This window comes from Tamlana sedimenti (genome assembly GCF_038148895.1).
Classification (GTDB): Bacteria; Bacteroidota; Bacteroidia; order Flavobacteriales; family Flavobacteriaceae; genus Tamlana.
Genome location: NZ_JBBVGQ010000001.1, coordinates 1,146,879 through 1,173,091 on the forward strand (window position 1 = coordinate 1,146,879; position 26,213 = coordinate 1,173,091).

Here is a 26,213-nt window from a genome sequence, read left to right on the forward strand (position 1 = left end):
GACTTAGCTCAATATAAACTCCGTCGAAACCTAAATTTGTTGAATTTCCATATCAAAACTTTATAGCCAGTTTCCGCATAAGTCTTAAAATTTCGGTGTAAAGCCAAACCAGAGTTACCAAAAGTCCCCAAGTGGCAATCCATTCTTTGTATTTGGGCGATTTGTTTTTATGGCGCTCTATATAATCAAAATCCAAAAGCAATGATAGCGCGGCAAAAATCAAGGCCACAATATTAAAAATAATGGCCGGCCAAGAGATGCCCCAAATAAAGACCTTTATGCCAAAAAAGCCCAAAATCCAAGAGATAAGGTAAATTACAAAAATACTTGCGGCAACAGTGATAATAACACTTCGCAATTTTTTCGTCACTACAATAATTCGGGTTTGGTAAAGTAACAGCATAACAAAAAAAGTAACAACCGTTATGCCAATGGCCTGATAGGGTAAATCAGGAAATTGTGCCTGTGCATAAATACTAATACTACCTAGAAAAAGGCCTTTTGCAATAGCATAAAGTGGCACCAAAATATGCGCCCAATGCTGCCGTATGGAAATGACAATGCTAATGATAATAGCGGCCAACATACCACCCATAGAATACCATTTTATATCTGCACCATCATTATATAGCCGCCAAACACCGTACGATATAATAACCATAATCAATATGGAAAGCATCGATTTTATGAAAATACCAGTAACCGTCATTGTTTTTTGGGATGTGTTTCTTTCGCCAAAAAAATAATTGTTAAAAGCAGGGTTGGTGGTTTTGTCGAACAGGTTCATAGGTGTAAATCTAAAACTTATTTTTTGAATGTTCTGCCCTTCCAAGTGTATTTTGAAAATAGGGAGACAAAGGCAACATAAACACTAAAAAACGGATAAATGATAAACCCAAAAATGAGGCTTCGTAAAGCTTCTTTTTGGTCAAAAAGCGAGGCCGATTTATAAATTAAATAGAAGTCGATATTGAATTTTATTATCATGATGTAAATCCATGCACGTAAAGAGAAAACCCCGATGATTGAAAGGGTAAATCCGGCAATAACCAAAATATTCATCAGTAAAACGGTAAGCCCTGTCAATTTGCCTAACCAATTTTTGTAGGCACTGGCTTTTGCTGCCCATCGTATTCTTTGAGAGATTAACGTTTTCCAACCGGGTTGTGCATTTGTTTTAACAATGCTGTGCTCACATTTTAAATAATGAAGCCGTTTCGGGTAGGTTTTGGCTACTTTTTCAAGTAGAAAAATATCATCGCCACTGGCTATTTTGAAATTGTTATCAAAACCATTTAATGATTGGAAAATTTCTTTTTTATAGGCAAAGTTGGCTCCATTGCACAAAAACGGTTTTTTAATACCAAAACCACCAATGGTGGCTCCTTGCAGACTTAGTATGTCCAATAGTTGGAAACGATTTAAAAATGAGTTTTCATTGATGTAAGTAACAGGAGCGGCAAGGCATAGGGCATTGGTCTTTTGAATGAATTCATCAAAACTATCCAGCCAATATTTAGGTAAAATGCAATCGGCATCGGTAGTTATAATCCAATCGTTTTTTGCTTTTTTAATGCCTGAGGTAATGGCATCCTTTTTTGGCGATTCTTTTTTTCTTTCATTTGAAATTATTTTAATGTCACTCTGAGCGCAGTCGAAGGGTCTTTTTGCTATGAAATTTTCAATAATTTCAACTGAACTATCCTCGGAAGCATCATCAACAAAAATAATCTCAAAATGATTTCTTGGGTAATTTAATGCTTCAACCGATTTCAATAAACGAGGCAAATTTTCAGCTTCATTTCTAAAAGGAATTATGATTGAAAATCTTGTTTTTGCAGGAACATCTTCTAAAGTGAAAGGCTGAATTTTATCAAAACCATAAATAAAACTCCCAATTAGAAATAAATAAGAAACGGTTATGATAATGGCAACAAAAATCATGAATATTGATGTTTTTTTGGAAGTTTGAAATTCAGCACAAAATAACTTCCAACAATACTGGGAAGCACAAAATTAAATAACCACATGATGGTTATGATGCTCAAAATAACAACCTCATTAACTCCGGCAAGCGAAAATAGGTAAACGGCAATACTGCCTTTTATAACAACATCAAAAATAAAAATAGAAGGAATTATAGAGGCCAATAGGTACATGGATGTTATAAAGGTCATGGCCTGTATATAACCAAAATCAACCACAAAAGTTTGCAGCAAAAAGTAAAACTGAAATGAGAAAAGACCGTAGCGTAAAAATGAAAAAAGGCCCCCTTTTAGGAGGTTTTTTTTAGGAAATTTTAATAGGAAGGATTTCAATTTTTCCAACGGAACCCCTTTTATTGTAAATCTGCTTTTCGTAAATCCAAATCCAATTAAAGCAATTATGGCGAGCGCAATAAATAATAATCTGCTAAGTTTTAAGTAATTAATTTCTGGATTGTAAGTTTTTATAAAAAAATATAAACCAGTTGCACCAAGCAAAACCGTTACGCCCATTTGCAGCATATTGCCAATAAAATTTATGAGCAGTATTTTTTTTTGCTCATCTTTTACAAAGGAAAGGGCTTTGGCACCGTATTCACCTATTCGATTTGGGGTTATTAATGATGCCGTTAATGAACCCAAACTTTGCTGCGCTGCCGTTTTAAGACTTATTCTTTTAATTGGAGCGACCAAAGTTTGCCATTTCAAAATTTCAAAAAACCAATTAAAAATGCTTAAAATCAGCAAAAAAACGATTGATTTTAATGAAAAAACCTTGCTTTTTGAAACTAAATCAACAAAAACGGAAAGTTTAAGCTCGTGGTTATTGGTAAGTTTTTCATAAATAAAATAAAATGCACCAACCACAATGCTTAATTTGATGAGCACAAAAAAGAATTGTTTAGTTTTGTATGGAAGGCTGAACAACATAGTTGCTGCAAATTAAACCAATAATAGTTTATGATTAAAAATTTAAATGGCTTTGCCCATAGTTGGTTGGCGATTATAATGTTTTTTTATGCTTTTTCCGCAATGGCGCAAGGCGATACAAGTACTGTGAAAGCTCAGTTCGCGTTAGGGGTAAATAGTCCCTCATCAAACGGATTTGTGAGTAACTTCGAGGCCAATTCCATAAACTTCCCAAGTATTAATTTAGGTTTGCAATATATGTTCATGCAGAAATTAGGTGCTAAATTGGACTATGGCTTTAATCGATTTTCGAATCTAGAAAACACCCTAGAGTTTAAAGTGAATTATTCAAGAATAAACCTGCAATTGGTTTATGATGCATCAAATGTTATAAATTTTTCCAACAGGTTGGGGTTGTTTTTACATGCTGGGCCTGGTTTTTCAATCATTAAACCTTTGGGCAGTTATACCGAAAATAACACCTCATACTTAAATGGTTTGGGCGGTTTGGAAGTTCACTTTGGTGTTTCAGATAAATTAACGGTGTATCTTGACACCTCATATATTTTAGGGTTCGGAAAAGATTTTAGCCCCATTTCGGATGGTTTTGGGTCGTTTAACGGAGATATGTTAACAGTAACCATTGGCGCATCCATTTCGCTGAGTGGTTGTTATTATTGTGGAGATTGATGAAAGAACGCATTATTTTAGGAATTGACCCCGGAACGACCATCATGGGATTTGGACTTATAAAAGTGGTTGGAAAAACCATGCAATTCATCCAATTAAATGAGTTGGACTTAAAAAAATATGATGACCATTATTTAAAGTTGAAGTATATTTTTGAGCGGACAATAGAATTGATTGACACCCACAATCCAGACGAAATAGCCATTGAAGCTCCGTTTTATGGTAAAAATGTGCAGAGTATGCTAAAGTTGGGACGTGCACAAGGTGTGGCTATGGCCGCAGGCTTGAGTAGAGAAATACCAATTACCGAATATTTACCAAAAAAGATTAAAATGGCCATCACCGGCAACGGTAATGCCAGTAAAGAACAGGTGGCAAAAATGCTTCAAAATGTACTTGGGTTAAAAAGCTTACCGAAAAATCTGGATGCTACAGATGGATTGGCAGCAGCGGTTTGCCATTTTTATAATTCCGGTCGTGTTGACATTGGTAAAAGTTATTCTGGGTGGAGTGCTTTTGTGAAGCAGAATGAAGATAGGGTGAAAAAATAATGGCTGGGATTTACATCCATATACCTTTTTGCAAACAAGCTTGTCATTATTGCGATTTTCATTTTTCAACATCGTTAAAAAAGAAAGATGAACTTGTTCAGTGTTTAGCAAAGGAAATTGCGCTCAGGAAAGATGAACTCCAAAACAAAACAGTTGAAACTATTTATTTTGGTGGCGGCACTCCTTCTTTGTTGACAGCTGGTGAACTGCAATTATTGATTAATGAAGTCTATAATAACTACAACGTAGTTACAAACCCAGAAATCACCTTGGAGGCCAACCCAGATGACCTAACACCTAAACGGCTAAGCGATTTATCAAATACGCCAATAAATAGGTTAAGCATTGGCATTCAATCTTTTTTTCAACGTGATTTAAAACTTATGAATCGGGCGCATAATGCTGATGAAGCCAAAACATGTTTGTCTTTAGCCACTAAGTATTTTGATAATATTTCGGTTGATTTAATCTACGGCATTCCAGGTTTAAGCAATGAAGAATGGATTGAAAATATTGAAATAGGATTGTCATATAACGTGCCGCATATTTCCTGTTATGCCTTAACTGTAGAACCAAAAACGGCACTAGAATCTTTCATTAAAAAAGGCGTTGTTGAAAATGTAGACGACGATTTAGCACAAGAGCAGTTCCATTTATTAGTTGAAAAATTGGAAGCAGAAGGGTTTACAAATTACGAGCTTTCCAATTTCGGAAAACCCAATTTTTTCAGTAAAAACAATTCGGCGTATTGGCAGGGAAAGCCTTATTTGGGTATTGGCCCATCTGCACATTCATTTGATGGAGCCAAGCGCAGTTGGAATGTCAGAAACAATTCAAAATATATAAAAAGTATACATCAGGATATTTTGCCCATGGAAACTGAAGTGCTTTCAGTTACCGATAAGTATAACGAGTACATAATGACTGGCCTCAGGACCATTTGGGGCGTTTCCTTGAAAAAGGTAGAAACAGAATTCGGTAAAAACTACAAAGATTACCTTTTAAGGCAATCAGAAATTTATATTAATCAACATTTGTTGTATATTGAAGATGACAAAATTTTAACAACAAAAAAGGGGAAGTTTTTAAGTGATGGCATTGCTTCCAACCTTTTTAAAATTAATTTATCTTGATAACAACCATACAGTACAATTCTAGAAAACTTCAAATTGACTTATCAAAGCCTTTGGATATTTCCATACCACTTCAAGCTTCAGAAAACAATGTAAATGCTTGGTACGTTGGTCCACCCAAGATTGAACCGGAGAGAGACGGTGATTGGATTGCAAGTGTGGCTGAGGGCGCAAGTGTAAACTTCAACAATATTTATTTCAATCCACATGCCCATGGAACACATACGGAATGCGCCGGCCACATTACCGAAAAAGTACATTCCATTAACCAAAACTTAAAGCAGTTTTTCTTTTTGGCTGAAGTCATTACGGTGGCACCAGAAGGGTTAAATGGCGACTCGGTGATTTCAAAAAAACAAATTCAGTTTGCTCTGGGAAACAAAAAGCGTGATGCCGTGGTAATCAGGACCATTCCAAACACCAGAAAGCAAAAATTTTCTATGCAGTACGCGCACACCAACTGGCCCTATCTGTTAAATGATGCTGTAGAATATTTAGTTTCAAAAGATATCAAACATTTGCTTATCGATTTGCCAAGTATAGATAGAGAAAAAGATGATGGAGAATTGGCCGGGCACAATACATTTTGGAACACCAAGGGAAAGTTGAGACTGGATGCAACCATTACGGAGTTCATTTATGTGTCAAACAAAATAAAGGACGGTGAGTATTTTTTAAATTTACAAATAGCACCTTTTGAAAACGACGCATCGCCTAGTAAACCAGTTTTATTTGAAATTATTGAATAAATGGAAACATTTTTAGGTATTATAATTGGTGCTCTGGTGTGCTTGGGTATTGTAACCTACTTTAGGTCTATTAAGAAAAAGCAGCTAGTAAAAGCACAATCTACCATACTTTTAGATAAGATTAAAAAGGTGTGCAAGTTCATTACTGTTGAGGGCGATTTTGCCGAAATTTACCATTATGAAGATGTTAAGGAGCGCTTTTTAAAACTCATTACCAGTAGAAAAAAGGCATTGGTGGTTATTAACGCCAAGGCACATGTGGGTTATGATTTATCTAAGATTGAATTGAAAGCTGATAACGATAACAAAAAGATTTTTTTGGAACATTTTCCTCAGCCAGAAGTTTTATCCATTGAAACCAATTTGAATTACTACGACAAATCCGATGGGTTTTTTAACAAATTTGAAGCGGCCGATTTAACGGGATTGCATAATGAGGCCAAAATGCACATTCAAGAAAAAATTCCAGAAAGCGGTTTGATTCAGGTGGCACAACAAGAAGCACTCGAAGCCATTTTGCTCATTGAAACCATTGTCGAGACCATTGGTTGGAAATTGGATTATTCTGCTTTAAAGATTGAAGAAGGCAACACCAAAAAGCTAAAATAATTATCGTGAACATTGAGCAAATTCGAGAATATTGCCTGAGTAAAAAAGGAACCAATGAAGATTTTCCTTTTGATGAAGATACGTTGGTCTTTAAGGTTATGGGTAAAATGTTTGCACTTACATCATTAAAATCGTGGGAATGTGGCGAATCAGCTATAAACTTAAAAGCCGACCCAGATTATTCACAGGAACTTCGTGCCGAATATAACAGCATCCGCCCAGGTTACCACATGAGCAAAAAACATTGGAACACACTTTACCTTCACGAAGGCGAACTTCAGCCACAGTTCATTAAAGAGCTTATAGACCACTCCTATAACATGGTTGTAAAGGGACTATCTAAAAAGCTTCAGCAGGCCCTAAAGCAATAAAAATCAAATAATTCCAAAGGGTCAATTTTTTGTTGTATATTTATAGAACTCTCAATTCCTAATTACAATAGCCCAGACATATTATCCCAAATCTCAAAGTTTTAATTAATTAACCAATATAATAACTATTAATTCTTTCAGATTATGAAAACAATCAACCGATTATTCTCAACATTGGCTGTTATGCTATTGTTGTTTAACTATTCAATTATTTCCGGACAGGAAGAAGCCCCGAAAATGCCAGAGTACATTGCCGTAACTACGATGCATTGGAACATGGACAAAGAAGACTTTAAAATGGACGAATGGAAAGCTGTGGAAAAAGAGTATTTAGATAAAGTGACCAAAAAGAACGAATACATTTTGGGGACGTCAACCTATTTACACGAATTTACTCCCGATAATACCGAGTTAATTTACGTGCAAACGTTTGCTTCTTGGGAAGATATGGGAAAATTTGCAGATAGAAATTTTGAACTTGCCAAAGAAGCATGGCCAGACAAAGAAGCCAGACAAGCTTTTTTTGACAACCGTTTTTCCTATTACGCCAATGAGCATTCCGATGAAATTTATGCGCCACTAAAAGGGGCTAAACTCATGGCTGAAGCACCAACAAAAGACTTGCTATGTTATGTTAGAAAATCACATTTTGCGTTTCCAGAAGATGGTACGCAAGAAGAGTTTAATGAAATGAGAATGGAATTCATTGAAAAAGTTACCAATAAAAATGAATACGTCAAAGCGTATTATCCACATGTTCACGCTTGGGGTTCAGATAGAACAGAGTATCTGGAAGCATTTTTCATAGAGTCTTGGGCAGATTTAGACAAGATGTACGACAGAAACCAAGAACTTATAAAAGAAGCTTGGCCCGATGAAGAAGCAAGAAAAGAAGGTTATAAAGCTTGGAGTAAATATTTTACTGGGGTTCATCAAGATTATATGTATAAATGGATACATGGCTTATCAAAATAACGGTCAGCGGTAAAAACTTATAAAGGATGCTTTAAGCATCCTTTTTTATTGTAGTAAATCTGCACTTGTAAAAACTTTTTATTAAACGTATTATTGCACCATCAAATAGAATTTAATGAGCGTTCTGCAAACACTTAAGGATAGAAGTAATAACTGCTGCGAATTATGCGGTTCAAATGAAGATTTAAGCCAATATACCATTCCACCATCATTGAACGAAAATGTGGCTAACGATGTTTTAGTATGTAAAACTTGCCTGGGTCAAATAAATGGTGATACAGAGATGGATCCAAATCATTGGAGATGCTTAAACGATAGTATGTGGAGTGAACATGTTGCCGTTCAAATTATGGCATGGCGCATGTTACAGAGGCTACGTAATGAAGGATGGCCAAAAGATTTGCTGGACATGATGTATCTGGATGATGATGCCTTGACCTTGGCTCGTGCAACCGGAGAAGATAAGGATGAAAGTGAAAAAATAATTCACCGTGATGTTAACGGTGTTGTTTTGGAAAATGGAGATTCCGTTGTGCTGGTTAAAGATTTAAAGGTAAAAGGTTCTAGCATGGTTGCCAAACAAGGCACCGCCGTGCGCAACATTCGCTTAGATCATGAAAACGCTAAGTACATTGAGGGCAAAGTTGATGGGCAACAAATAGTCATTATTACCGATTTTGTTAAAAAGACTTAGTCAGAATCCTTCTTTTTGAACAATCCAAAACCAAAAGGGAACATAAATACCAAAAAAAGGTACGGGCCCGTTACCAAACCAAAAATGGTTATGGCAGCCAAAATTACCATCAAAACAACTTTGTATTTGTATTGCATTTTAAGTGCTCAACTGCCGAGTTAAGATACTAGGTGGAAGTGTCGACAATAATTTTCCATTCTCCGTTAATCTTTTTGAAAATCAACATAAAAATACCATCGGCGTTGCCCATATCTCTTTTTATATGATATTCACCTAAAACATAATAAGCAGCATCGCTTATTTGGGTAATATCATTTATCTTGAAGCTCAGTTTTCCGGTGTGCGCTTCTGTTGGGTAGGCTTTTTGGTAGCGCTCTAAAGTATCATACCATCCGTAGATGACTCCATGAGTGCTATAAAATTTCAGCGAATCGCTTTTCCAATAGCCTTCCATATATTCTTCCAAATTATTGTTAGACCAAGCAATGCGCTGCTTTTTTAACACCTTATTTATTTCCTTAATATCATCTTCAACCGTTGTTTGGGAAAAACTGTTCGAAGCACATATAATACATAACAATAAAACTATTTTTTTCATGGAGTTAAATTTAGGGTGTTTTTAATTCTCATTTTAATTTCACTTTTCGGGTAAAAGTAACAAAATCTGTTTATTGTAAAATGTCACTCATCGATGAAATTGACACAGTATTTGTTTTTGTCCAAAGTAAAAATCTATTTGTCGAAAAAATTATACAATAAGCATTCCAGTTTTATACTTTTAACTCACAATCATATTGTTCCTCTCCCTCAAGTTTATAGTTTAACCATTTAAAAACACTATGTTATGGATCTAAAAATTACCAATTGCAACAACTTCTTTAAGATTAAAGGGACTTTAAACAAAAGTAACATAAATCTTTTCCAAAGAGAATTTCAAAACATTTTTGAAAAATTAAATGATATTACCATAAGCATCCAAGATGTTGTAAGTATGGATAAATATGGGGTAGAGGCCATTGCTCAACTTCATAACGAAGCTTTGGTTAAAAACAAAAGGCTTTCAATAGTTGGTTTTGGTTGTAAAGAATTGTACGACCATTTTAAAGCTGACACCGCAGCTTAAATTTATAATACGTTTTTCTGTTTTTTATAGAAGGCGTCTGCCTGTAACTGCATAAGCTCTCTCGCTTTTTTACGCTTGTAGTTGTAAAGTTCGTCTTCGCGTTCAATATCGCTGTAAATGCGGTCGTTTAGAGCGTAATCGGTTTTTAACATGGCCTGTTGCTGGTTTTTATTCTGCAACAGGTTAGTTTTTATGGCTGATTCTTGGTCTTCCAATTTAAAATCGTAGGCGCCTTTGGGCGATAGTAGTTTAGCAAAAATCGGTGACGTTTCAATGGCTAAAAACAACAAGAATATAAATAATGAAGGTAACCAAGGCAATTTGTCCAATGCGTTAACGCGGGCCATTAAACCATCAAAATTCTTTATTATAGGCTGGGTATTCAAAACTTCACTATCATAATCGCTTTTAAGTTGTGCAATTTGTGTTTCATTACTGTTAATCTTTGCCCTATTTTCTTTTTTAAGTTGATTAAGTTCTGCCAAAAGGGCATCGTGTTTGTCCCTTTTTTCTTTATAAACAGGTCCTTTACCCAATAATTTTGTGCCAGCCGTGCCTTCTGCTTCAGCAATATACGTATCGTACAATTGGTTTACTTCTGCTTCTTTTGTGGTTATTTCATTTTGAAGGTGGTTAATGTCGTCTTGGAGTGATGCAATAGTTGGATTGAACTGTTCGGCAATTTGAGTTTTATTGGCAAGCGTCATGTCATTTTTCTGCTCCAATAATACCTGATTGATTTCTTTTTCGAAAATTTTAAGCTCCAGCGGTTTTGAAATAACCACGGCTATTATTACGGCCAAAATAACTCTTGGCGAAGCTTGAATAAGCTCATCAATAACATTTCCAGTTTTTTTTATGGTAGAAACAATGTAACGGTCTAGATTAAATATGAGCAAACCCCAAATAAATCCAAAAAAAATAGAGGTGAATAAATTATCAAAAACAGTATAAAGGGCATAACTGGCTGCAATAAATGCCATGACCGCCGTAAAGAAAACCGTGGCGCCAATGCCAGCATATTTGTTTTGTTCGCCAATAGAACAATCCTTTAAAATATCGGTATCTGCACCCGAGCAGATGATAAAAAAACGCTTAAGCATACTATGTGATTTGATTGATGATTGACTATTAGAACGTCAAGACAATCAATTTGTTACATTTTATTTCTTATTATTTTAGTTTTTAAGTTATTATGTCACATTTGTAACTTTCTATATTTGGCGATGGAGTTAACTTTTACTACAATAAAATCAATAATCATGATACCTAATGTATTCTATAATTTTTCAAGTATATTATTTGAAAAATATTTCTTTTGGAAAACGCGAATAAGATTATTCTTATTTGTTTCTAGAGCGCACACTTTCAATAACAACCGTTAAAAGGATTAAGGAGCCTCCCAAATAAGTGTTTGCGGTTGGAATTTCATTGAGAAAAATAAAGGCAATAATAATCCCGAAAATGGGCTGAACACTATTGATGATGCTTGCTGTGCTTACTGAAAAATGCTTTAAACTATTTACTAATAGTGTGTGTCCGAGTGCTGTTACCACAAGGGCTAACAGAAGAATATAAGGGTATTGGCTGACAATATTTGAAGTATCCATAAAAAATAGGACAGGAAAAAGTATAACGGTTAATATGCTAGTTTGATATAGCATGATGCTTGTTGCATTGTAATTATTCGTCAGTTTTTTGGAAATAATATTGCGAACGGCATAGCACAATGCCGATAGCAAACCGAACAGGATACCCTGAAAATGGGTGTTCTCTAAGCTGAATTCTGGTGCTAAAATATACATGCCAATTAAAACCATAATTCCCAAAAGGATGTAAATGGGGTCGAACTTTACTTTGATAAAAAGTGGCTCTAAAAAGGCGGTAAATATGGGGAACACAAATAAAGATAACATGCCAATAGCAACGTTTGATAGTTTAAGCGCGTAGAAATAAAATAGCCAATGCCCTCCCATTAAAAGTCCACTTGAGAAGATGGCAAGGGCATCTTGTCGTGAATCGATTTTTAAATTGAATTTTTTGTAAACACAAAACCCTAACAAGAATATTGCGCCCAAAATAGAACGCCACCACACAACAACTGGTGTCGGCATATCAATAAACTTGCCCAACGCGCCAGAAGCACTTATAAAAAGTGTCGCTATAGCAAGTTGAATTAAGTGGGTACTGTGTTGGTCTTTCAAGGTTTTTTGTGGGTTCTATATTTGAGCTAGAGATAGAAGTGAAAAAGCCTGCCTGTTGGCAGGCGCACTATATTATTTTGAAAGTTCTGTAAAATATTTGTAAAAATAAGGTATGGTTTCAATGCCTTTAAGATAGTTCCAAATGCCAAAATGCTCGTTGGGGGAGTGTATGGCATCACTGTCCAACCCGAAGCCCATCAGTATGGTTTTGCTTTTCAACTCTTTTTCAAATAACGAAACAATAGGAATACTGCCGCCACTGCGCTGCGGAATTGGGGTTTTGCCAAATGTTACTTCATAGGCTTTACTGGCGGCTTGGTAGCCAATGCTATCTATTGGGGTTACATAGCCTTGCCCACCATGGTGGGGCTTGACTTTAACCTTTGCACCTTTTGGAGCTATGGCCATAAAATGCTTGGTAAACAATTTGGTGATTTCCTCCCAATCTTGGTGAGGCACCAAACGCATGGAAATTTTTGCGTACGCTTTGCTTGCTATTACCGTTTTTGCTCCTTCACCAATATAACCGCCCCAAATGCCATTAACATCCAAGGTTGGACGAATGGAGTTTCGCTCGTTGGTAGTATAGCCCGTTTCGCCGTAAACGGCATCGATGTCCAGTGCTTTTTTGTAAGCATCCAAACTAAAAGGGGCTTTGGCCATTTCTGCGCGTTCTTCTTTGCTTAGTTCTTCAACCTTATCATAAAAACCGGGAATTGTAATATGGTTGTTTTCGTCATGAAGCGATGCAATCATTTTGGTTATAATATTGATAGGATTAGCAACGGCACCACCGTAAAGACCAGAATGTAAGTCGCGGTTTGGGCCAGTGACTTCCACTTCAACATAACTTAAGCCCCTTAAACCAGTGGTAATTGATGGCACGTCTTTAGCTATCATTCCGGTATCTGAAATGAGAATAACATCATTTTTTAATTTTTCCTGATTGTTTTTCACAAAAGTGGCTAGGTTGGCACTGCCTACCTCTTCTTCGCCTTCAATCATGAATTTTACATTGCATGGCAGCTGGTTTGTTGAAGTCATGAATTCCATGGCTTTTACATGCATGTACATTTGACCTTTGTCGTCACAGGCACCTCGGGCAAAAATGGCACCATCGGGATGCAATGCCGTGCTTTTTATAACGGGTTCAAAAGGCGGTGAATTCCACAAATTCAATGGGTCTGGTGGTTGCACGTCGTAGTGACCATATACCAAAATGGTTGGCAAATTTTTATCTATTATTTTTTCACCGTACACAATAGGGTAGCCGTCTGTTGGGCAGATTTCAACAGTATCGCAACCAGCTTCCTCTAAACTTAATTTAATGGTGTCGGCAGTCTTAAGTACGTCGTTTTTATATGCTGAATCGGCACTGATTGATGGTATTTTCAGTAATTCAATAAGCTCGTTTAAAAAACGGTCTTTGTGCTCTTTTATGTAAGTTTGAATATGATTCATAATAACATTTAATAGTTGCTTTTCAAAAGTATGAAAAATGAATGTTTTTGATAATTATAAGTTTGGAATTTAAAAATCTTGTTTATATTTGCAGTCCTTTTGCGGGCGTGGTGGAATTGGTAGACACGCTAGACTTAGGATCTAGTGCCGCGAGGTGTGGGAGTTCGAGTCTCCCCGCCCGCACAACAACAGGATATTAAGCTTCTCATTTTGGGAAGCTTTTTTGTTTTATAAAGAAAAGCCCCGACAATTTTCGGGGCTTTAAGCTTTTATGGAACCAAATTTTCACCTGCATCTTGATTGTCTCCATTTCTAAATCTTATTTTGGCACGATTTAGTAGGTAGAACATGGTTGGTACGATGATCAAGGTCAAGAACGTTGCGAACGATAACCCGAAAATAATGGTCCACGACATAGGTTTCCAGAAAATGTTGTTGTCTCCTCCAATATAAATTTGAGGGTCAAATTCTGTGAATAACGTAAAGAAATTCAGGTTTAATCCAACAGCTAAAGGAATCAGTCCTAATATAGTAGTTATGGCTGTAAGCAATACAGGGCGTAAACGGTTGGTCCCTGCGGCTACAATAATATCTCGGTACTGCTCTCTGGTAAGCAAATCGCTTTTGCCCATATTTAATTCAGCTTTCTTCCTGTCAATCAGTAATTGTGTATAGTCAATAAGTACAATGGCATTATTTACTACAATTCCCGCCAACGAAATAATACCCATCATGGTCATCATCACAACAAAATCCATTTGGAAAATTACGAGACCAAACAATACACCAATAAAGCTGAGTATGATGGCTATGAAAATGATGAATGGTTTTGAAATGGAATTAAACTGCGCCACAATAATTAATAGAATCAAGAACATAGCAATAACCAAAGCTTTAGATAAAAAGGCCATATTTTTAGCCATTTCTTCTTGCTCTCCGGTAAAATGATACGACATGCCACTTGGCAGTTCGTAATTTTTCATGGATTCCTGAATTTTTTGAACAATCTCGGTGGGGTTGAATCCTTCCAAATGGTTAGAATAAATGGTTATTACACGCTTTAAATCCTTACGTTTTATGGAGCTGAAGGTTGCAATGTTTTTGGTTTCAACCAAAGTTGACAATGGAATTTTTTTAAGCTTCCCAGTGTTGTCCCTAAAAGTGATATTTTGGTTGAACAAAGCATTCTTGTTATACCTGCTCTCGCCATCAAATCGAACAAAAACGTCATAATCGTCTTCACCATCTTTATAGGTTGAAGCGTTAAAGCCGTAAATTGCAGAACGAAGCGCTTGTCCTACTTGCGCTGTAGAAACACCCAGTTCTCCAGCTTTTTCACGACTAACAAGCACTTCCATTTCAGGTTTGTTCTCGTTAACATCTAAGTTGAGGTCTTCAATCCCTGGGATATTTTGCTCATCAATAAAAGATTGAATGTTTTTTGCTTCAGCTAAAAGTTCTTGGTAATCTTCCCCTTTTAACTCAATGTTAATCGGGTAGCCAACGGGAGGCCCGTTTTGGTCTTTTTCGGCTATGATGCTAACACCAGGAAAACCCTGTACGGCATCACGTATTTCGGACAGTACATCAGAACTACTTATTTTATTGCCCTCTTGGTCAAATCTATATTTAAATTGCCTGAACAAAACCGTTACTTTACCTTTGTTGGGCATTTCGTTTTGGGAAGGGCCATCGGTAAATGGGTTTCCAGAGCCTTCGCCAACTTGCGAAATAATGGTTTCAGCCATATAGTTATAGGGCTCGCCATCTTTTTCGTATTCATATTTGTCCAAAACTTTATAAACCCGTTGCTCCACTTTTTTGGTGAGTTCATTCGTTTTTTGAATATCGGTACCTTCTGGAAATTCTATGTAAACAATGGCCTGATTGGGCTGGTTGTCTGGGAAAAATAATGTTTTTGGGGTTGAAACATAAAAAACAACAACAGAAATAGCTAACAAAATGAAAGTTCCAAATACATAGATGTAAGCATATTTTCCTTTTAGAGCTGTGTATAGCTGATTTTGGTATAATTTTTCAATTTTTGGCAGGGTTTTAAATTGAAAGTTTTTTGATGCCGGTATTAAAAGGTATTTAAAAAACCAAAGGGAAATGGACGTAAAAATAAACAGATTTCCAAATCCAATCAGTGCCTTTGGCCCCCCGACAAATCCTAAAATTGTGAATAAAATACCAACAGCCATTAGGCCCAAGCCTTGTTTAAGCATTTTGGTTTTGCTTCTATCAAGCCAGCCCAAAAAGGTCATAACCAAAGCGCCTAAAAAAACTATTAAACCTAGAATCTGAAAAATAATGTGCGTTTCAAAAATTCCAGATATCAATAAAAGAATTCCGAAGGATAACAGAGCAACACTTATTTTAATAAGTGATTTTCTTGACATGACTTCTTCTTCTGTTTTCATAAGCACCGAGGTCAATGTGGAATTGATAACCAATGCCACAAATAATGAGGAGAAGAGCACTGTGGAAAGCGTTAAAGGAAAATATATCATGAATTTACCCATAATTCCTGGCCAAAAGCCAAGAGGTAAAAAGGCTGCAAGAGTAGTTGCCGTTGAAGCAATAATTGGCCAAGCAATTTCGCCAACACCTTGTTTGGCTGCTTCCATTCTTGGCATGCCTTCGTCCATAAGTCTGTAAACGTTCTCAACAACCACAATACCGTTATCTACCAACATACCCAGCCCCATAACCGTGGCAAACAATACCATAGTGTTAAGCGTAATATTCATGCCCAAGCCATCACCTACAATAGGTAAAATCAAAAAAGATAGAAGAATAGAAAGAGGAATAGCAATACCAACAAATAGAGCATTTCTAAACCCTAAAAAGAACATCAAAACACTTACAACCAAAATAACACCAAAAATGATGCTGTTTTCCAATTCCGCAACTTGGTCTTCTGTTCTAGTCGATTCGTCACTAGTAATTGAAACGTTTAAATTGTCTGGAAGATAGGTGGCTTTCGCTTCGGGTAAGTGATCTCTAATTTTATCCATGGCATCAATCATGTTTTCGCCACTTTTCTTTTTGATACTCAACATAACCACAGGCTTACCAAATTCCCTAGCATAGGTTGTGGCATCTTTTTGCCTGAAGTTTATGGTAGCAATATCTCTTAAATATACTGCCCCATTGTCTTCCTTCACCACAATGTTTGCCAATTCTTCCGGTTTGTCAATTTCGCCAATAACACGAATGTTTCTTCGTAAGCCATTTTCAATAACGTTGCCACCAGAAATGGTTAGGTTTTCATTTTGAATGGAACCTATTATTTGGTTGAAGCTCACTTCGGCTGCCGTCATTTTATAGGCATCAATAGCCACTTCCACCTCTTTATCTTGAACACCCAAAACGACCGCTTCCTTTATTTCTGGATAATCTTCAATATGGTCTTGAAGGTCTTCTGCAAAATCCTTTAACTGTTCAGCCGTATAATCGCCCGTCAGGTTTAATTGGGCAATGGGCATCATTTCTGAAATGTCCATATCAAAGGCATTTGGCTCTACTTTTGCACCGCCGTCCATAGTTGGCCAGTCCTGCTCAGCAGTTACCATGTCAATTTTGTCCTTGATTTTTATTTTGGCATCATCAGTAGGAATAGATTCTTCAAACTCAACGGTAATGATTGAGTAATCCTGCAAAGAAGTTGAGGTTATTTTGGTCACACCTGTAATGTCATTAATCTCTTCTTCCAAAGGTTTGGTGATGAGTTTCTCGACATCTTCCGCGGAGTTTCCTGGAAAAATAGAACTAACATATATCTTGGATTCTATAACTTCGGGAAAAGACTCTCTTGGCAGGGTAGAATACGAAATCAATCCACCCAAAAGAACAATGGCAATAATGACAAATACTGTCATTGGATTATCAATGGACCAATTGGAAAGTCCGAAATATTTTGCTTGATTATTTTTCATGCTTTTGGTTGATTGATTTTATTTTACGGTTACAATTTCGCCATCCTTCAAAGTCAGTGCGCCATCTTTCACAATATCAATGCCTTTCTCCAGTCCACTTTTAACTTCTACTAAACCACCGTTGTTATTACCTACTTCTATTTGGGTTTTTACAGCTTTAAAGTTTCCGTTATCTGATTTCTCTAAAACAAACGCATATTTTTCACCCAATGAATTCTCTTGAATGGCATTTGAAGGAACCACCAAAGCACCTGCTTTTGAATAGTTTGTAATATCCATATTGGCCATCAGGTTTGGTTTGATGTCTTTGTCTTTGTTGGGCACATCAACCTCAATTTCAAAAGTTCTGTTGTTTGGGTTTATATAATTTCCAACGGTGTTAACTTTTCCATCTACTATTTTGCCCAATGCGGAAAATGTAACTTTTACTGATGAACCTTTGTTGATGCTGGTAATATAATTTTCAGGCACTGAGGCTTTAACATACATATCATTTAAGTTCACCAAACGCATAATGGCCTGCATGCCAGGTGCCACAACTTGACCTTGTTCTGTGATAATGTCGTCAATAACGCCAGAAAAAGGAGCGTTTACAGTTGTTTTTCCTAATTGTGATTTAAGTTGACGTACAGCGTTTTGTGCGGATTCCAGATTGGTTTTGGCTTGTAGATATTGTATTTCGCTGCCAATTTTTTGATTCCATAAACGCTCTTGACGTTCAAAGGTAGTTTTGGCCAAATCGTACTGCGCTTCTAATTGCCCCAGTTGACTGGACAAACCACCATCATCTATTTTTGCCAAAAGTTGCCCTCTGTAAACTTGCTGTCCTTCTTTTACATAAACTTTAGACAAAACACCTTGATATTCTGGATAGATTAAAATATTTTCAGATGTTTCAACGCTGCCCTGTAAAGAAACATGGCTTGTAAATGTGGTGTCTTTTACTTTGTAAGACGTTACCAATGTGTATTTTATGGTCGTATCCTTTTTTACAATGGCTTTTTCTAATTGAGCTAAAATGTTGGCTACACTATCATAAGATGCCGCTACATCTATGCGCTTTTGTTTTAGTTCTTGCAAGCTTCCACTTTCTAAAAGTTCGTCAATGGATTTTGCTCCTTTTTCGGAGTTTGAACAACCGCTAAGTGAAAGTATTCCAATTACTATTAAAGAATATATGTATTTCATTTTTAGTGTTTTATTGATTGGTGATTAATTAATTGTATTGAGTACGGTTTCTAAAGCCGCTTTTTTATTTATAACGTCAAGCATGGCTTGTAAAAATTCTTGTTGTGCTGAATATAATTGGGTCTGTGCCTGGCGAAGTTCGAAACTTGAACCAATACCCTCAAAAAATTTGGTTTGGTTCTTAGTTTCGATGCGCTCAGCAAGATTTAGGTTTTGCTTTTTATTTTGATAATCTTCAATGGCAAATTGGTAGTCGCTTTTGGCTGAAGCTATTTGCAGCTGAATTCTTTGTTGGGTTTCAACTAAATCGTCTTTTGCCTTTTCAAGATTTATTCTGGCGCGTTGCGTGGCCGCACTTCTACCCAAAGAACTAAATATTGGAACATTAAGATTAACACCCAACAGCGAAGAACCGAACCATTTTTGTTCTTTGTTGGTGAAATTAAAATCATTGCTAAAAGCAGAATATCCGCCATTAACAAATGTATTCAAAGTAGGTAGCGCTTTACTTTTTTCCAATTTTAGCAGTAGTTCTTTTGATCGTTTATCATTTTCGGCAATTCTATAATCAATGGTATTTTCAATTGTTTCATCTGCCTCAAGTAAACCTAGAACAATGTTTTGAGCCGTAAGGGCTTCCAAATTGTCCGTTAAAGTTGTTGGATGGTTAATCTCTAAACCAAGAGTTATGTTGAGCATTTGGTAAGCCAACTCTTTTAGTCGGGTAACATTTTTAAGATTGCTGGTTACCCCAGAAAGTGTAATTTGAAGTTGTTCAACGCTTTCTTGCTCTTCAAGACCATTTTCATATATTTTATTGGTCTCAAAAAGGTTTTTTTCCAAAGTTTCTACGTTGCGTTGTAGAATGTTCACACTTTCCTCAGCAAGTAAAACGTTTCCGTAGGCTTCAATTACGGCTTTTCTAACTTCTAAATCTGTTTTTTCCTTGGCATTTTTTGAGATTTGCAAATACACTTTGGCCGATTGTAAACCTACTAAATAGGAGCCATCAAAAATCTTTTGGGTGACTGTTGCCGTAGCATTCACGTTTTGTTTTGGGCTAAAAATTACATCTTGAAATTCACCGGGGTTACCGCCAAAAAATTCGGCAGGAATTAACGAAACTTGTTGTTTTAGCCAGTTTTGATAGGCAATATCTGCTGAAATTTGAGGTAAACCAGTAGAAGTGGTTTCCCATTTTTGTTGTTTGGCGGCTTCAATATCTCGGGCCGCATTTTTAGCTGTTCGGTTATTTGTAAGTGCAAAATCTATAGCTTCCTGTAAAGAAAAACTTTGCTTGCTTTCTTGTGAAAACCCTTGAAATATAATTAACAAACTAAAAATTAAAATTAGTTTTTGCTTCATGTTTATGATTGATTGTTGTTTAAATGCTTTTCTAAAATTTCTATGCCTTTTGGGGTACAGATGCCGCGTAAATGGTATTCCAAATAATTTTCCATGAGTGTGTTCATTGAAAAGTCATTAAGCGGGTAAAGTTCAGGGTCTTTTAGGCAGAGGGTACTATTAAAATATAATCTTGAAATAAAATCTATGTTAATACTGCTTCTATACAGTCCCTGGTCAACTCCCCTTTTTAGATTATTGGTAACGCAACCCTGCATTTTGCTGAATTGTTTTGATTTTAAGGAATCGAAAATTTTGGGATAGTATTTTTGAAGTTGGTATTGTGGCGATGATTTTTCATCCTTCAAATGCACCATCACAAATTGCTTTATTTCATAAATCTCTTCAATGGGGTTTTTGTCAAGTGCGCAAATACAGTCGATACCATGCGAAATAACTTCAAACATATGCAGGGTAGTGGCCTCAACAAGTTTGGTTTTATTGTCAAAATGCTGATAGATGGTTTTTTTTGATATGCCTATGGCGTTGGCTATATCATCCATGGTAATGCTTTTAAACCCATAGTTTAAAAACAGTTCAGCCGAATTCGTTAAAATCTTTTCTCTCATAATCGGGTGCGAAAGTACAACAGGAAACTTTAAAAACAAAAAAAGTTTCCAAAGTTTTACAATTATTTAACACTTAATTCATAATCTAACTTTTTAATATTTTTATTTCATTTATTTTTGTTTGATGCTTTCAATTGAAAAATACCAAAACGAGTTTGTTGCCTATTTGGAAGAATGTGCAACAATAAAGGAGCCCAAAAATCTTTATGAACCCATCAACTATATTTTAAATTTGGGTGGTAAAAGATTGCGACCCATTTTAACTTTGATGACCACGGATATTTTTAATGGTAATTATAAAAATGCCATGAATGCCGCTTTAAGTATTGAGGTATTTCATAATTTTTCGTTAGTACATGACGATATTATGGATGATGCTCCTCTGCGTCGGGGAAAAGAAACCGTTCATGAAAAATGGGATGTTAACACGGGAATTCTATCAGGAGATGCCATGCTGATTATGGCCTATAAGCTGTTTGAAAATTATGAGCCAAAACCATTTTATGAGCTTGTAAAATTATTCAGTAAAACAGCTTTGGAGGTCTGTGAAGGCCAACAACACGACGTTGATTTTGAAACAAGAGACGATGTTACCATCCCCGAGTATTTAAAAATGATTGAATACAAAACGGCCGTTTTGGTTGGTGCAGCCATGAAAATGGGGGCTATAGTAGCCAATACTTCAACTGAAGACCAAAATGGAATTTACGATTTTGGCAAAAACCTGGGTATTGCTTTCCAGTTACAGGATGATTATTTGGATGCCTTTGGAGACCCAAAATCTTTTGGTAAACAAGTTGGTGGAGACATTATTGAAAACAAAAAAACCTATTTGTATTTAAAAGCTTTAGAGTTTTTGAATGAAACCGATGAGGCTGAATTAAGGCAATTGTTTTTGTCAAACCCAGAGGATATTGCCACCAAAATTGAAATGGCCAAGCAATTTTTTGTTTCATCAGGTTCGGCAGAGGCAACAAAAATTGCTATTGAAGAATATACCAATAGAGCTTTTATGATTTTGGAATCTTTAAATATTTCCGAAGATAAAAAGGAACTTTTAAAAGCGTTTGGTAATAATTTAATGAATAGAACTGTTTAATGCACTTGCCAACAACATTTAATGGCTTAATTGAAGAAGCCAATGAACTAAAATTGTACAAAAGCCTTGTGCGGCAAATAAACAAGGATTTTTTATTGGCAAATATTAATTTAGATTTTCATGAAGAAATATTGCCTTCAAGCCTTAAATTGCTACTTCAAGAAACCATTTATAAACTCATTCAAGAGAAATTTACAGAATATTTAAACCTGCTTTACATTGTAGATGTTTCCGAAAAACAGGTAAAGGAATTGGATGGTGAGGATATTTTAAAACTCTCTGAAGAGGTGTCTTTTTTAATTTTAAAACGGGAGTGGCAAAAGGTTTGGCTGAGAAGTAAATATTGAATATAAATAAGGATAAATTTGTCCTATTTAAAATTTCTTCATAGTTTTGTACTGAGATAAATAATATTATGTTTTCAAAGGCTTGTGAATACGGTGTTAAAGCAACTATTTTTATTGCCATAAAATCTTTCGAGAACAAGCGTGTTAGCCCAAAAGAAATATCCAAGGAAATAAATTCTCCCCAGGCATTTACTGCAAAAATATTGCAGGCTCTTGTGAGACACAATATAATTGATTCTGTAAAGGGAGCTTATGGAGGGTTTAAAATTGAAAAAGCTAAGATTTCTACAATTAAGCTATCTGAGATCGTAAAGGCCATAGATGGCGATGGTATTTATAAGGGTTGCGGCTTAGGTTTGAAACAATGCGACCAAGACCACCCATGCCCGGTTCACGATAAATTTGTAAGAGTTAGGGATGAGCTAAACTACATGTTGGAAAGTACCACATTGGAAGAATTGGCACTGAACATAAAATCTGGCACATCATTTTTGAAAGTTTAAAAAATTTAAATGCAAATAGGATAAAATTATCCTAACTAAATAAAATTATGAAAATATTAAATGATAATGCCCAAAAGCAAATTGGGCAATTTGTAGCTGATGATTACAGAACAGCAGCTGTATTTAGTAGATATGGCATAGACTTTTGTTGTAAAGGGCAGAGAACTATTGAAGAGGTTTGCAACAAAAAAGACATAGATGCCTCTCAATTATTGGATGAGCTGGAGGTACAGTTAAATTCTAAAACAGATCAAACAATTGATTATAAATCGTGGCCACTCGATTTATTGGTAGATTACATAGAAAAAAAGCATCATCGTTATGTGGAAGAAAAAATTCCCGTATTGCTCCAATTTTTGAACAAGCTCTGCAAGGTTCATGGTGAGCGGCATCCAGAGCTTTTTAAAATTAATGAACTTTTTAAGGAATCTGCAACCGATTTAGCCGCGCATATGAAAAAGGAAGAGCTGATACTTTTTCCATTTGTTAAAAAAATGGTAGCGGCTAAAATAGGTGAAACCACCATTAGGACGCCTAAGTTTGGGGCAGTTGTAAACCCTATAGAAATGATGAAGCAAGAACACGACAACGAGGGTGAACGGTTTAGGCAAATAGCACAACTTACAAATCATTATAGCCCACCACAAGATGCTTGTAATACCTACCAGGTAACCTATGCCATGTTGCAAGAGTTTGAGCAAGATTTGCATTTGCACATTCATTTAGAAAATAATATCTTATTCCCTAAAGCTATGAAGCTTGAGCAACAATTTGGGTAGAATTATTTCTGTAAAGACCTAAAATTCCAGAAAACCTTCCTTTCCGGAATTTATAATTTTTTCAACTTAAACATGTTTAAAGGGATTGACCTTTTTAAACCAAGAATTTAGTTCTGCAAAGGGTTGTTTTTTTGGAAAGTTAGAACGTGCTTAGTTTAAAAATCTTTTTTCTGTGATTTAATTGCAATTCGAAGTACAGGCAATAAAACCCAAACAGCTAACATTATAGATGAAATGACTAACCCCAAATTAGTGCCAAAAAATTTCTTAAAAACAGCGCCAGTATATCCTAGTAGGGCCGAAATATCGAGTTTTAACAAGATTAGCGTTCTTGACAAATCAATCGGATTTAACATGGTGCCAACTATAGATAATTTGTCTAGTGGGTAATCTTCAAACAAGATCAGCGACATTAAAAACATGCCGTCATAAATTATTGCCAAAAACAACCATAACAATATGGCATAGCCAAAACCTTTTATTTTGTTTTCGTTGGACAGCGCAATGTTAAAAGCCAAGGCCGAAAATATAAAGGTTAGAAAGGTCCCTGTAATTAGCAACAGCGAAAAATCCCATATGGCATTGCTTTTAAACAAGCCATAAAATATAAAAGGAACACCCATTCCAAGTATTAGGCTCATTGATAGAGATATGGCAACTCCTAAATATTGGCCTAAAAAAATTGAAGTTCTATTTAAAGGCTGTGCCAATAGCAGTTCTGTAAACTCTTTTGAGTTATAGTAGTACATCACACCAAAAATAGTTCCTATTAGCGGAACGAGAACAATAATAACATTCATTAGCGTAATTACGGCTTTAGATAAATCGTTGTTTAAAAACAGCAACACAATACTGAGCATAAAGTAAAAAGCAAAGTACACATAGCTCCAACGGCTTCGTATTAAATCGTAAAAACTGTATTTTAATATTTTAAACATAGTTATTGGTTAATAAAGAGGCAATAGCGAGTTCAAAATCTGGTTGTCCAGTCTGTGTCTTTAATTTTGAAATGGGTCCTTTAAAGTATATTTTGCCATCTAGCAAAAAAACAATTTCATCTGATACTTCTTCAACAAAACTCATTATATGCGATGTTATCAATATGGTTTTTCCCTTTTCTTTTTCAGTCTGAATCAAGGTTTTTAATCCGATTAACGAAATGGGGTCTAAACCTGTTGTGGGTTCGTCAAGAACAATGAGTGGGCTATCAAACATAAAGGTTAATACTAGGTTTACTTTTTGTTTGGTGCCTCCTGAGAGGTTGCCTAGTTTTTTATCTATAAACGGGTCAAGTTTAAAAAGCTTAATGAGATGTTGGTCTTTATTGGAGGGTCTGCGTAAATCCTTAATCATTTTAATAAGTTCAATAACTTTCAGGTTGTTCGGGAAGTTGGCAATTTGTGGCAAATAATCAATCTTGTGTCTGTAACCAGAGTTGTTTTTTATGTTTTCGCCAAGCACCGAAATGTAGCCCTTGTTTGGTATGACCATGCCCAGAATCGATTTTATCAACGTGGTTTTTCCAGATCCATTGGGGCCAAGTACGGCAAAGATTCCTCCATCAGTAATTTCTAGGTCAACACCTTTTAAAACTTGATTTTTGCCAAATTTTTTATGTAAATTTTGAATGATTACCATTTCGCTTTTTCAATTAAGGGGTTGTTGTCCAATAGGTTGTCAGGAGTAAAAACGGGAGATACTTTTTCTGAAAAATCAATGATATCGATAAATAAACTACGTAGCAGAATAATGGTTTCTGGCGTTCTGTTTGCAATGTAGGAGAAAAGTTTTACGGGTCTATATGGTACATCGCCTATGCCATTTTTATCAAGATCGTATCCTGTGTAATTGCTCCAGAAGTTTCTATCGAAAATATTGTCGTTCACTTTACTGTTGTATGAAATATCGAAAGAGTTGTACAAAAAATTATTTTCAAGAAAACTATTGGAATAACATGCCCCGCGCACTTTTAAGGCCCAACCATTGCTTTTAAAATGGTTGTTTTTGTAAACAATGCGGTTAGAGCCCTCAATGTTAATTCCTGTAGTGTTTTTTTCAAAGGTGTTGCCAATTATTTCTGCATCGTTTATTTCCTTGAGAAGCAAACCATATGAAGCGGTTCCCCAATTGTCTTTAAAATAATTATTCAACATCTTTATTTTTTTAGAAAACATTACCGCTACTCCTGCGCCATTGTTTTGAAAGGTATTGTCTTTGTAAATATCATTGTTTGAAAACATAAAATGTAAACCGTAACGCAGGTTATTGGAACTTACATTGTTTTTAATTAAGCAATTATTGGCAAATTCAAGATAAATGCCATCCCTTACGTGTTGCACATAATTGTGCTCTATCTCAATATGGTTGCTGTACCATAATTGAATGCCGTTGCCAGAATTGTATTCTTCAATAGCATTGCCAATTATTTTGTTATGATAAATTTTTCCATGGCTTGATTTTTCAATATAGATACCAAAAAACAACTTTTCCAAAACTACATTTTGTATAACAAAATTTTTGCTTTTTCTAACTCTAATGGCTGCGTAATCTTCCGTATAGCTAGTGCCAACATTTATCAAAAACAGGCCGTCAATGGTAACATCGTTGGCGGTAATGGTAATGATTTCACCTTGAAGCTCCCCATCAATCACCGGATATTTTTCGCCAACAATGGTTAGTGGTTTGTTTATAACAATATTCTTTTCTTTATAAGTTCCTTTTTTGACAAGGATGGTATCGTAATCCATGGCCTTGGCAATGGCCTCTGTTAATGCTGTAATTGGGCATGTTTTACAGACCTCAATTTTTTGGGCGTATAGGAGTGCGTTAGAAATGACGAAAAAAAAAATTATGCTATGTTTGCTGAAAATCCTCATTTAAATTACACTATAGTTAGCCCCAAAAGTAAGTGATAAATTTTCATTCATTT

At 35.7% G+C, this 26,213-nt stretch carries 28 protein-coding genes and 1 tRNA gene; 14 read left to right on the forward strand and 15 right to left on the reverse strand.

Features of this window, described 5'->3' with window-relative positions; all coding sequences use genetic code 11:
* Nucleotides 1–52 precede the first annotated feature (52 nt).
* The 3 genes from WJN01_RS05010 to WJN01_RS05020 are packed head-to-tail and all read right to left on the reverse strand — an operon-like array spanning nt 53 to nt 2,915.
* Nucleotides 53–787, reverse strand: a complete 735-nt coding sequence (locus WJN01_RS05010; RefSeq protein WP_445196038.1) for a Bax inhibitor-1/YccA family protein — start codon at nt 785–787, stop codon at nt 53–55.
* A 17-nt stretch (nt 788–804) separates the two neighbouring features.
* Entirely contained in the window at nt 805–1,944 is a 1,140-nt protein-coding gene (locus WJN01_RS05015) for a glycosyltransferase family 2 protein (protein ID WP_445196039.1), read from the reverse strand.
* Nucleotides 1,941–2,915, reverse strand: a complete 975-nt coding sequence (locus tag WJN01_RS05020; RefSeq protein WP_445196040.1) for a lysylphosphatidylglycerol synthase domain-containing protein — start codon at nt 2,913–2,915, stop codon at nt 1,941–1,943. Before WJN01_RS05020 ends, WJN01_RS05015 begins: the two co-directional genes overlap by 4 nt.
* Nucleotides 2,916–2,945: 30 nt before the next feature.
* Between WJN01_RS05020 and WJN01_RS05025 the strand changes: the two genes are divergently transcribed.
* The 8 genes from WJN01_RS05025 (at nt 2,946) to WJN01_RS05060 (ending at nt 8,666) form a co-directional block, all read left to right on the forward strand.
* The gene (locus WJN01_RS05025; protein WP_445196041.1) at nt 2,946–3,584 is read left to right on the forward strand and encodes an outer membrane beta-barrel protein; all 639 of its coding nucleotides are present in this window, start codon (nt 2,946–2,948) and stop codon (nt 3,582–3,584) included.
* On the forward strand, nt 3,581–4,135 hold the full coding sequence (ruvC, locus tag WJN01_RS05030; protein ID WP_445196042.1) for a crossover junction endodeoxyribonuclease RuvC: 555 nt from the start codon (nt 3,581–3,583) through the stop codon (nt 4,133–4,135). The genes WJN01_RS05025 and ruvC overlap by 4 nt, the downstream gene beginning before the upstream one ends.
* Nucleotides 4,135–5,268 carry a radical SAM family heme chaperone HemW gene (gene hemW / locus WJN01_RS05035; RefSeq protein ID WP_445196043.1) on the forward strand — a complete coding sequence of 378 codons (1,134 nt, stop codon included), beginning with the start codon at nt 4,135–4,137 and terminating at the stop codon, nt 5,266–5,268. The genes ruvC and hemW overlap by 1 nt, the downstream gene beginning before the upstream one ends.
* Entirely contained in the window at nt 5,265–6,017 is a 753-nt protein-coding gene (locus tag WJN01_RS05040) for a cyclase family protein (RefSeq protein ID WP_445196044.1), read from the forward strand. Before hemW ends, WJN01_RS05040 begins: the two co-directional genes overlap by 4 nt.
* Nucleotides 6,018–6,626 (forward strand): DUF4230 domain-containing protein, encoded by a 609-nt coding sequence (locus tag WJN01_RS05045; RefSeq protein ID WP_445196045.1) that lies wholly within the window; start codon nt 6,018–6,020, stop codon nt 6,624–6,626.
* A gap of 5 nt (nt 6,627–6,631) precedes the next feature.
* A complete protein-coding gene (locus tag WJN01_RS05050; protein WP_445196046.1) occupies nt 6,632–6,997 on the forward strand; it encodes an MmcQ/YjbR family DNA-binding protein in 366 nt (121 codons plus the stop codon).
* A 144-nt stretch (nt 6,998–7,141) separates the two neighbouring features.
* On the forward strand, nt 7,142–7,972 hold the full coding sequence (locus tag WJN01_RS05055) for a hypothetical protein (RefSeq protein ID WP_445196047.1): 831 nt from the start codon (nt 7,142–7,144) through the stop codon (nt 7,970–7,972).
* Nucleotides 7,973–8,087: 115 nt separating this feature from the next.
* Nucleotides 8,088–8,666, forward strand: a complete 579-nt coding sequence (locus WJN01_RS05060) for a PhnA domain-containing protein (protein WP_445196048.1) — start codon at nt 8,088–8,090, stop codon at nt 8,664–8,666.
* On the opposite strand, the gene WJN01_RS05065 is transcribed toward WJN01_RS05060, so the two are convergent.
* Together WJN01_RS05065 and WJN01_RS05070 are read right to left on the reverse strand one after the other, a co-directional pair.
* Nucleotides 8,663–8,803 (reverse strand): hypothetical protein, encoded by a 141-nt coding sequence (locus WJN01_RS05065; RefSeq protein ID WP_445196049.1) that lies wholly within the window; start codon nt 8,801–8,803, stop codon nt 8,663–8,665. The genes WJN01_RS05060 and WJN01_RS05065 overlap by 4 nt on opposite strands.
* A gap of 29 nt (nt 8,804–8,832) precedes the next feature.
* Complete coding sequence (locus WJN01_RS05070) at nt 8,833–9,264, reverse strand: YybH family protein (RefSeq protein WP_445196050.1); 432 nt, start codon at nt 9,262–9,264, stop codon at nt 8,833–8,835.
* A gap of 246 nt (nt 9,265–9,510) precedes the next feature.
* Between WJN01_RS05070 and WJN01_RS05075 the strand changes: the two genes are divergently transcribed.
* On the forward strand, nt 9,511–9,789 hold the full coding sequence (locus WJN01_RS05075) for an STAS domain-containing protein (RefSeq protein WP_445196051.1): 279 nt from the start codon (nt 9,511–9,513) through the stop codon (nt 9,787–9,789).
* Nucleotides 9,790–9,791: 2 nt separating this feature from the next.
* Here the strand turns inward: WJN01_RS05075 and WJN01_RS05080 are convergent, their stop codons facing one another.
* The 3 genes from WJN01_RS05080 to WJN01_RS05090 form a co-directional block, all read right to left on the reverse strand.
* On the reverse strand, nt 9,792–10,892 hold the full coding sequence (locus WJN01_RS05080; protein ID WP_445196052.1) for a DUF4407 domain-containing protein: 1,101 nt from the start codon (nt 10,890–10,892) through the stop codon (nt 9,792–9,794).
* A gap of 240 nt (nt 10,893–11,132) precedes the next feature.
* Nucleotides 11,133–11,993 (reverse strand): DMT family transporter, encoded by an 861-nt coding sequence (locus WJN01_RS05085; RefSeq protein ID WP_445196053.1) that lies wholly within the window; start codon nt 11,991–11,993, stop codon nt 11,133–11,135.
* Nucleotides 11,994–12,065: 72 nt separating this feature from the next.
* Nucleotides 12,066–13,454 (reverse strand): dipeptidase, encoded by a 1,389-nt coding sequence (locus WJN01_RS05090; RefSeq protein ID WP_445196054.1) that lies wholly within the window; start codon nt 13,452–13,454, stop codon nt 12,066–12,068.
* 101 nt (nt 13,455–13,555) lie between these two features.
* On the opposite strand from WJN01_RS05090, the gene WJN01_RS05095 reads away from it, so the two are divergent.
* Nucleotides 13,556–13,637: transfer RNA gene (locus WJN01_RS05095), tRNA-Leu, on the forward strand.
* An 86-nt stretch (nt 13,638–13,723) separates the two neighbouring features.
* On the opposite strand, the gene WJN01_RS05100 is transcribed toward WJN01_RS05095, so the two are convergent.
* Genes WJN01_RS05100 through WJN01_RS05115 form a run of 4 tightly spaced genes read right to left on the reverse strand, consistent with a single transcriptional unit; the run spans nt 13,724 to nt 20,556 of the window.
* Nucleotides 13,724–17,395, reverse strand: coding sequence for an efflux RND transporter permease subunit (locus tag WJN01_RS05100; RefSeq protein WP_445196055.1), 3,672 nt, complete (start codon nt 17,393–17,395; stop codon nt 13,724–13,726).
* An 18-nt stretch (nt 17,396–17,413) separates the two neighbouring features.
* On the reverse strand, nt 17,414–18,583 hold the full coding sequence (locus WJN01_RS05105; RefSeq protein WP_445196056.1) for an efflux RND transporter periplasmic adaptor subunit: 1,170 nt from the start codon (nt 18,581–18,583) through the stop codon (nt 17,414–17,416).
* Nucleotides 18,584–18,607: 24 nt separating this feature from the next.
* A complete protein-coding gene (locus WJN01_RS05110) occupies nt 18,608–19,948 on the reverse strand; it encodes a TolC family protein (protein ID WP_445196057.1) in 1,341 nt (446 codons plus the stop codon).
* Between the two features lie 2 nt (nt 19,949–19,950).
* Entirely contained in the window at nt 19,951–20,556 is a 606-nt protein-coding gene (locus WJN01_RS05115) for a TetR/AcrR family transcriptional regulator (RefSeq protein ID WP_445196058.1), read from the reverse strand.
* A gap of 124 nt (nt 20,557–20,680) precedes the next feature.
* Here WJN01_RS05115 and WJN01_RS05120 point away from each other — a divergent pair, with 124 nt between their 5' ends.
* From WJN01_RS05120 to ric, 4 genes are all read left to right on the forward strand, one after another.
* Complete coding sequence (locus tag WJN01_RS05120) at nt 20,681–21,655, forward strand: polyprenyl synthetase family protein (RefSeq protein WP_445196059.1); 975 nt, start codon at nt 20,681–20,683, stop codon at nt 21,653–21,655.
* Nucleotides 21,655–22,002, forward strand: a complete 348-nt coding sequence (locus WJN01_RS05125) for a hypothetical protein (RefSeq protein WP_445196060.1) — start codon at nt 21,655–21,657, stop codon at nt 22,000–22,002. Before WJN01_RS05120 ends, WJN01_RS05125 begins: the two co-directional genes overlap by 1 nt.
* A gap of 68 nt (nt 22,003–22,070) precedes the next feature.
* Nucleotides 22,071–22,505 carry an RrF2 family transcriptional regulator gene (locus tag WJN01_RS05130; RefSeq protein ID WP_445196061.1) on the forward strand — a complete coding sequence of 145 codons (435 nt, stop codon included), beginning with the start codon at nt 22,071–22,073 and terminating at the stop codon, nt 22,503–22,505.
* Nucleotides 22,506–22,552: 47 nt separating this feature from the next.
* Nucleotides 22,553–23,284, forward strand: a complete 732-nt coding sequence (ric, locus tag WJN01_RS05135) for an iron-sulfur cluster repair di-iron protein (protein WP_445196062.1) — start codon at nt 22,553–22,555, stop codon at nt 23,282–23,284.
* Nucleotides 23,285–23,439: 155 nt separating this feature from the next.
* Here the strand turns inward: ric and WJN01_RS05140 are convergent, their stop codons facing one another.
* The 3 genes from WJN01_RS05140 to WJN01_RS05150 are packed head-to-tail and all read right to left on the reverse strand — an operon-like array spanning nt 23,440 to nt 26,160.
* Nucleotides 23,440–24,222: an ABC transporter permease gene (locus WJN01_RS05140; RefSeq protein ID WP_445196063.1), complete on the reverse strand. Its 783-nt coding sequence runs from the start codon at nt 24,220–24,222 to the stop codon at nt 23,440–23,442.
* Entirely contained in the window at nt 24,215–24,922 is a 708-nt protein-coding gene (locus tag WJN01_RS05145; protein ID WP_445196064.1) for an ABC transporter ATP-binding protein, read from the reverse strand. The genes WJN01_RS05140 and WJN01_RS05145 overlap by 8 nt, the downstream gene beginning before the upstream one ends.
* Nucleotides 24,916–26,160 (reverse strand): nitrous oxide reductase family maturation protein NosD, encoded by a 1,245-nt coding sequence (locus WJN01_RS05150; RefSeq protein ID WP_445196065.1) that lies wholly within the window; start codon nt 26,158–26,160, stop codon nt 24,916–24,918. The genes WJN01_RS05145 and WJN01_RS05150 overlap by 7 nt, the downstream gene beginning before the upstream one ends.
* Nucleotides 26,161–26,213 lie beyond the last annotated feature (53 nt).

Coding starts and splice junctions, on each gene's coding strand:
- WJN01_RS05010 (WP_445196038.1), bottom strand. CDS start 787: ATGAACCTGTTCGACAAAACCACCAACCCTGCTTTTAACAATTATTTT.
- WJN01_RS05015 (WP_445196039.1), bottom strand. CDS start 1,944: ATGATTTTTGTTGCCATTATCATAACCGTTTCTTATTTATTTCTAATT.
- WJN01_RS05020 (WP_445196040.1), bottom strand. CDS start 2,915: ATGTTGTTCAGCCTTCCATACAAAACTAAACAATTCTTTTTTGTGCTC.
- WJN01_RS05025 (WP_445196041.1), top strand. CDS start 2,946: ATGATTAAAAATTTAAATGGCTTTGCCCATAGTTGGTTGGCGATTATA.
- hemW (WP_445196043.1), top strand. CDS start 4,135: ATGGCTGGGATTTACATCCATATACCTTTTTGCAAACAAGCTTGTCAT.
- WJN01_RS05045 (WP_445196045.1), top strand. CDS start 6,018: ATGGAAACATTTTTAGGTATTATAATTGGTGCTCTGGTGTGCTTGGGT.
- WJN01_RS05055 (WP_445196047.1), top strand. CDS start 7,142: ATGAAAACAATCAACCGATTATTCTCAACATTGGCTGTTATGCTATTG.
- WJN01_RS05060 (WP_445196048.1), top strand. CDS start 8,088: ATGAGCGTTCTGCAAACACTTAAGGATAGAAGTAATAACTGCTGCGAA.
- WJN01_RS05065 (WP_445196049.1), bottom strand. CDS start 8,803: ATGCAATACAAATACAAAGTTGTTTTGATGGTAATTTTGGCTGCCATA.
- WJN01_RS05070 (WP_445196050.1), bottom strand. CDS start 9,264: ATGAAAAAAATAGTTTTATTGTTATGTATTATATGTGCTTCGAACAGT.
- WJN01_RS05075 (WP_445196051.1), top strand. CDS start 9,511: ATGGATCTAAAAATTACCAATTGCAACAACTTCTTTAAGATTAAAGGG.
- WJN01_RS05080 (WP_445196052.1), bottom strand. CDS start 10,892: ATGCTTAAGCGTTTTTTTATCATCTGCTCGGGTGCAGATACCGATATT.
- WJN01_RS05090 (WP_445196054.1), bottom strand. CDS start 13,454: ATGAATCATATTCAAACTTACATAAAAGAGCACAAAGACCGTTTTTTA.
- WJN01_RS05100 (WP_445196055.1), bottom strand. CDS start 17,395: ATGAAAAATAATCAAGCAAAATATTTCGGACTTTCCAATTGGTCCATT.
- WJN01_RS05105 (WP_445196056.1), bottom strand. CDS start 18,583: ATGAAATACATATATTCTTTAATAGTAATTGGAATACTTTCACTTAGC.
- WJN01_RS05110 (WP_445196057.1), bottom strand. CDS start 19,948: ATGAAGCAAAAACTAATTTTAATTTTTAGTTTGTTAATTATATTTCAA.
- WJN01_RS05115 (WP_445196058.1), bottom strand. CDS start 20,556: ATGAGAGAAAAGATTTTAACGAATTCGGCTGAACTGTTTTTAAACTAT.
- WJN01_RS05120 (WP_445196059.1), top strand. CDS start 20,681: ATGCTTTCAATTGAAAAATACCAAAACGAGTTTGTTGCCTATTTGGAA.
- WJN01_RS05125 (WP_445196060.1), top strand. CDS start 21,655: ATGCACTTGCCAACAACATTTAATGGCTTAATTGAAGAAGCCAATGAA.
- WJN01_RS05130 (WP_445196061.1), top strand. CDS start 22,071: ATGTTTTCAAAGGCTTGTGAATACGGTGTTAAAGCAACTATTTTTATT.
- ric (WP_445196062.1), top strand. CDS start 22,553: ATGAAAATATTAAATGATAATGCCCAAAAGCAAATTGGGCAATTTGTA.
- WJN01_RS05140 (WP_445196063.1), bottom strand. CDS start 24,222: ATGTTTAAAATATTAAAATACAGTTTTTACGATTTAATACGAAGCCGT.
- WJN01_RS05145 (WP_445196064.1), bottom strand. CDS start 24,922: ATGGTAATCATTCAAAATTTACATAAAAAATTTGGCAAAAATCAAGTT.
- WJN01_RS05150 (WP_445196065.1), bottom strand. CDS start 26,160: ATGAGGATTTTCAGCAAACATAGCATAATTTTTTTTTTCGTCATTTCT.